Here is a 5,100-nt window from a genome sequence, read left to right as displayed (position 1 = left end):
ACGTCAATCAGGTATCCGGATAGCCGTAAAAATCACATATACTGTGGTTATGTTCAGTATTCGCCGTATTGCCCACCTCGACATGGATGCTTTTTTCGCGTCAGTCGAATTGCTCCGCTACCCGGAACTTCGGGGGCAGGCGGTGGTGGTCGGGGGGCGAAATGTCCATCATCCCGTCGAGCAACCTGACGGCACCAAGCGTTTTGCCCGGTTAAGGGATTATGCCGGACGCGGTGTGATTACGACCTCCACCTATGAAGCACGAGCACTGGGCGTATTTTCCGGGATGGGACTGATGAAGTCAGCACAATTGGCACCGGAGGCCATCCTTCTTCCCGCCAATTTTGACGCCTATCGTGATTACTCTCGGCGGTTCAAGAATGCCGTGGAAAGCATTGCCCCGAAGATAGAGGATCGGGGCATTGATGAAATCTATATCGACTTGAGTGCCATTCAGGAAAACACGAACTCATTGGCACGGCGCATCAAGCAGGCCGTATTCGATGCAACCGGTCTGACGTGTTCCATCGGTATCACCCCAAACAAGCTGCTCTCAAAAATCTGTTCCGATCTGGATAAGCCCAATGGGATTACTATTCTCAGCATGGAAGAAATCCCAGCCCGAATCTGGCCGTTGGCAACGAAGAAGATCAATGGGATCGGCCCCAGAGCTGCTGAAAAACTGACTCGGCATGGCATTAACACCATCGGGGAGTTGGCGGCGGCACCGGTTCAGTTTCTGGTGAGCGAGTTTGGGCGTTCGACGGGGTTTTGGTTGCACCAAGTGGCTCATGGTCTCGATGACCGGCCCATCGTCACCGAATCCGAATCCAAGTCCATCAGCCGCGAAAGCACGTTCGAGCGTGATCTGCACGCCAAACATAACAAGGCAGAACTGACAGAGATTCTTACATCGCTATGCATGCGCGTTGCCGAAGATCTGAAACGGAAGGGCTATGTCAGCCGGACAATCGGCATCAAATTGAAGTTCTCGGATTTTCATGCGGTAACCCGGGATGTCACCTTGCCGGGGTATGTGAGCGACGGCACTCAGATTCGAAAGATGGCCGGTGAGTGTCTCAAAAGGATCCCTTTGACGCAAAAAATCCGGCTGCTCGGTGTTCGGGCCAGTGGATTGATTCCCATGGCAGAAGCCGAATTGAACCACGCTGGGATTCAGTCTGAATTTCCTTTTTAGCCCCTGGGATCCCAAAATTTAAGACGACCAACTCGAACGTCTTGTCACCAGCGACGACTCCTCTTCAGACGAAGTGTCGAAAACGTCAAGCAGCCTTGCTTCCAGAGATAAGAATTATATTTGCATCATCACTACGTATAAGCAGATTAAGACGCTCACCGAGCAGTTGCCATGCTTCACGCATTTCACTTTCGTAGCTATGCCGTTGGTAAATACGTTTAATTCTGTTTTCCTCGGTGTGATTGAGGCAACGTTCAGCCACCTCCGGCAATACATGGAGCTTCGTCATCATCGTGGCACCCGTCCGCCGTAGATCGTGTGGTGTCCATTTGCCCATCGATAACGAAAGGGTGTTTGTTGCACTACTGCGACGGCTCATTGGTTCGGCTGTATGCTGACGGTCTCCGAGCTGTTTGGTCACTGTCTTTGAGTTAATCGCTCCCGTGTTTCTAGCGTTTGGAAAGCACCACTTAGAATTACCATTGATTTGTTGCAGTCGGCGGAAATAGTCGGCCGAGAATTCTGATAGTGCAATGATGTGCGCCTTGCCATTCTTGGAATGTTCTTGAGGAATCAACCAAGTACCACGATCATAGTTGATATGTTCCCATCGGGCATTCATCAACTCACCAATTCGGCAACACGTGGATAGCGTCAGCCAAATCGCATACTCGGTCGAGAACAATAATTTCGCATCTGGAATTTTATGCTTTAATTCCCTGATCTCATCCTCGGACAAAACACGGTCGCGTTCGGTATCCTTACCACCAATCTTGGCCTTGCGTATGCTGGCCGTTGGATCGGCTTCAATAATGTCCCTATCCACCGCAAACCTGAACATTTGTCGAATTAGCGAGAAAACAAGCTTTGCCATTCGATTGACGCCACGAGTGAGCATGGCATCAGTCACCGCGGTGATGTGCCCCTTTTTCACGTCTTCAACGGCGATATGACCAATTGTCGGCAGCACGTCCTTCCCAAACATACGCCGGATTTCCTTGCCTCCGTCCTTGCGACGAATGAGTTCCACGCTAGCCCAACGCTCGAAAAGCTCAGCAACAGAGATTCGAGCTTGACGAGATTCAGTTTCCGCGATTCTGGCTTTCGCTTCGGCGACTGCCTCAGCCTGCTCAGCTTTACCCGTGAGTTGGTCAATGCGCTTCGCTTCGTTGGGGTCTTTGCCCTGACTCAGCAGTTGCCGGGCATTGTCTCTGGTCTCGCGAATCCCCTTAAGTGACTTGGTTGGCCAAGTGCCACAGGTGTAATCATGAAGCTTGCCATCGAACCGGTATCGCCAACGAAACAGAATAGCAACACCATTACCCTTCGACTTGGCCACTCCAAATAAAGAGTGCTCATCCGTCAGTCGCTTGCCGACATCAACAGTAGTAAGGCTCTCCAGTTCCTTGACCGTAAGTTTAGCCATATTCGCAATTCCAAAAAAAGTGCCCAACAAAGTGCCCAACAGATCTGTCGGCTTGCAGTGGATTATAGCGGATGATCTAGGACTATCAATATTTTTAACTAACTGATATTAAAGTATATTATCTCAATTAATGGATTGCTATGGACGTTGATGGATCAACTTTAAAACTTATGGGGTGCAAGGGGTCGCGAGTTCGAATCCCGCCGCCCCGACCAATAGAATCAAGCACTTAGGTCAATCTTCGGATTGGCCTTTTTGCTTTCCTGGCTTCCGTGCCTTACAGGAGCCTTAAATAAAAGTCGACCGGGGCTTTTTTAAGGGACGACAAACTCAAGTTGGCGCGCATCCGTGCTTTAATTCCTTTGAAATGATGTCGAATTTTTGCCATACAAAGTAGTCGTGTTCCCGTGCCTGAAATCTCCATGGACAAAGCCGCCGATAAGCCTATCGACAGGCAAAGAAAAACCCGCACTTAGGCAGGGTTTTTGTTCTGCTGTCCGGCCTCATGGATTGCTTTTATGTAAAAGCTTTCTCATATCGGTCCTCTGGTGTCAGTTCGATCTTTTACTAGGCTTACGTAAGCAAAAGAATCAATCGTGATTTGTTCTGAATCTACAGACACCAAATTCACACACCACCTGTGCCAGCTTTCCACCTGACACTTTTGCTTCATAGCATATGAGATTTTCCTTTTGCTTGAATCGAACAGGCTCCCCAACATGACAGAATCGGTGATCGACGAGAAAATCAATTACCTTATCGCCAGAACGCGTTGGATCTGTTCCGAACACGCTGGCAGTTCAAAGGCCGCAAAGCGAAAGAAGGAGCGGATGGCAGTGAGCCGCAGATTGCGGCTGCGGGGCGTAATACCGCGCCCCTGCTGTAGGTCATCAAGGAAGGCGGCGATCAATGGCGCGTCGAGTTGCTCGAATGATGCTCCTTTCAAACCGCCATGGCGATTGGGAAACAACAGCACGGGGTTGCGATGCACGGACCAGAAGCGGCGCAAAAGCTGGTGGGTCGCTTGCGGCAGGGGAACGAGGCGATCCCGATTGCCCTCGGCTAGAGGCGCCTACTTCTGGTGGCATTGCGGATGTTCACGTGCCCGTGTGCCGCGTCAATGTCACCCACCTGCAGCCGCAATCCTTCGCCGAGACGCAGCCCCATGCTGTAGAGGGTGAAGTAGAACACCCGGTAGCTGATCACGCGGGTGGCGGCGAATAGCCGCTTGGCCTCCTCGACCGTGACGATGTCCGGCAGGCGCTGGGTCTTGGGCGGCTTGATCAGGCCGGGCGCTATCCAGGGCTGGCGCAAGTCATGGGCGTAGTAGAACTTTATGCGAAGCGGTATCCCTTGGGACAAGTCCGTAGAGATCGAGCTTGACCGTGCTCCAGGAGTGTGAGGCCACCAGATCGCTGAAGTAGTCCGTCAGTTGGGCTTCGGAAAGACTGTCGATTCTATGATCGAAGCGCTCGCCAACACGACGGATGGCGCGCGAGTGGGCTTCGATGGTCTTGGGTTGCAGCCCCTTGAGCTTGAGGTGCTTGAGATGCGTCTGGTAATGCCGGTCAAAGTGTTCGGTGGCGATGGTGGTCATGCTGGGCTCTGGGCCCGGACCCTGATGAAAGACGCGCGCCGGGACCTCAATCGTTAGCCGGGAATAACCTCTTCCCCTTGAGCTAATCTGGCACGCCCGGCGCGGGTCCAACCCGCTTCACATCAACGCATGCAGTGCATCGGTGATTCCTGGCCGCCCTCCTGCGGCACGCGTGTTCCTTTCCGTTGGCGATATCTATACTCTATACGACACATTGACCGCCGGTCAGGCCGCACTCGTGTTGAGCCGGAAATCCTCGCCGTACTTCAACACCGCCCACGCCAGCCGAGCGTTCTTCGCCGCAATGGCGACCACGGCTTTCCAGTACCCGCGCCGCTCTTGCAGGCTACGCGCCCAGCGGCTGAAACCATCCTGCTTATCCCCCAGGCCGGACAGAATGGATCGGGCGCCCATGACCAGGAGACTGCGCAGGTAACGGTCGCCGGCCTTGGTGATCCGCCCCAGTCTAGTCTTGCCCCCACTGCTGTATTGCCCTGGGACGAGCCCGATCCAGGCGGCGACCTGACGACCGTTCTTGAAGTCGTGCCCGTTGCCGAGACTGGCCAGGAGGGCGCTGGCGGTGACCGGGCCGATGCCGGGCCGTTGCATCAGGCGCTTGCTGCGCGCATCCTCGCGCGCCGCGTGGGCAATTGCTTTGTCGTAGTCGGCAATGCGCACATCGAGCTGGTCAGCGTGCGCCAGGAGGTCGCCGACGCACTGGTTGGCATCCCACAGGGATTTCCTTCGGTCATACCCCGGAAGGTCTTCGAGATGGGCGCCGATGTTCTGGCGCAATCCGGCGACTTTCTGCGGCAGGACGATGCCGAATTCGGCGATCAGGCCGCGGATTCTGTTGTAGGTGGCGGTGCGCTCTTCGAC

General features: G+C 53.8%; 6 protein-coding genes. 1 reads left to right on the top strand and 5 read right to left on the bottom strand.

The annotated features are described in order from the left end of the window. Window positions 1-49: 49 nt before the first annotated feature. Window positions 50-1,198: a DNA polymerase IV gene (gene dinB, locus JNM42_RS00870; protein WP_294264723.1), complete on the top strand. Its 1,149-nt coding sequence runs from the start codon at window positions 50-52 to the stop codon at window positions 1,196-1,198. 85 nt (window positions 1,199-1,283) lie between these two features. On the opposite strand, the gene JNM42_RS00865 is transcribed toward dinB, so the two are convergent. The 5 genes from JNM42_RS00865 to JNM42_RS00845 form a co-directional block, all read right to left on the bottom strand. Next, window positions 1,284-2,624 (bottom strand): site-specific integrase, encoded by a 1,341-nt coding sequence (locus JNM42_RS00865; RefSeq protein ID WP_294264718.1) that lies wholly within the window; start codon window positions 2,622-2,624, stop codon window positions 1,284-1,286. Between the two features lie 751 nt (window positions 2,625-3,375). Beyond that, the gene (locus JNM42_RS00860; protein ID WP_294264715.1) at window positions 3,376-3,600 is read right to left on the bottom strand and encodes a site-specific integrase; all 225 of its coding nucleotides are present in this window, start codon (window positions 3,598-3,600) and stop codon (window positions 3,376-3,378) included. Between the two features lie 86 nt (window positions 3,601-3,686). After that, window positions 3,687-3,986, bottom strand: coding sequence for a tyrosine-type recombinase/integrase (locus JNM42_RS00855; RefSeq protein WP_294264712.1), 300 nt, complete (start codon window positions 3,984-3,986; stop codon window positions 3,687-3,689). Further along, window positions 3,940-4,221, bottom strand: coding sequence for a phage integrase N-terminal SAM-like domain-containing protein (locus tag JNM42_RS00850; protein WP_294264709.1), 282 nt, complete (start codon window positions 4,219-4,221; stop codon window positions 3,940-3,942). The genes JNM42_RS00855 and JNM42_RS00850 overlap by 47 nt, the downstream gene beginning before the upstream one ends. Window positions 4,222-4,446: 225 nt before the next feature. Beyond that, window positions 4,447-5,100: IS110 family transposase (locus JNM42_RS00845; RefSeq protein ID WP_294264706.1), on the bottom strand; the 654-nt coding region annotated here is incomplete at its 5' end.

Source organism: Propionivibrio sp. (genome assembly GCF_016790145.1).
Classification (GTDB): Bacteria; Pseudomonadota; Gammaproteobacteria; order Burkholderiales; family Rhodocyclaceae; genus Propionivibrio.
The sequence above is the reverse complement of the archived record's forward strand: the minus strand, read 5'-3'. Positions and strand labels throughout refer to the sequence as shown.

What these genes read in the sequence shown, in the direction of transcription:
- JNM42_RS00865 (WP_294264718.1), bottom strand. Translation starts at nt 2,624, where the DNA reads ATGGCTAAACTTACGGTCAAGGAACTGGAGAGCCTTACTACTGTTGAT.
- JNM42_RS00850 (WP_294264709.1), bottom strand. Translation starts at nt 4,221, where the DNA reads ATGACCACCATCGCCACCGAACACTTTGACCGGCATTACCAGACGCAT.
- dinB (WP_294264723.1), top strand. Translation starts at nt 50, where the DNA reads ATGTTCAGTATTCGCCGTATTGCCCACCTCGACATGGATGCTTTTTTC.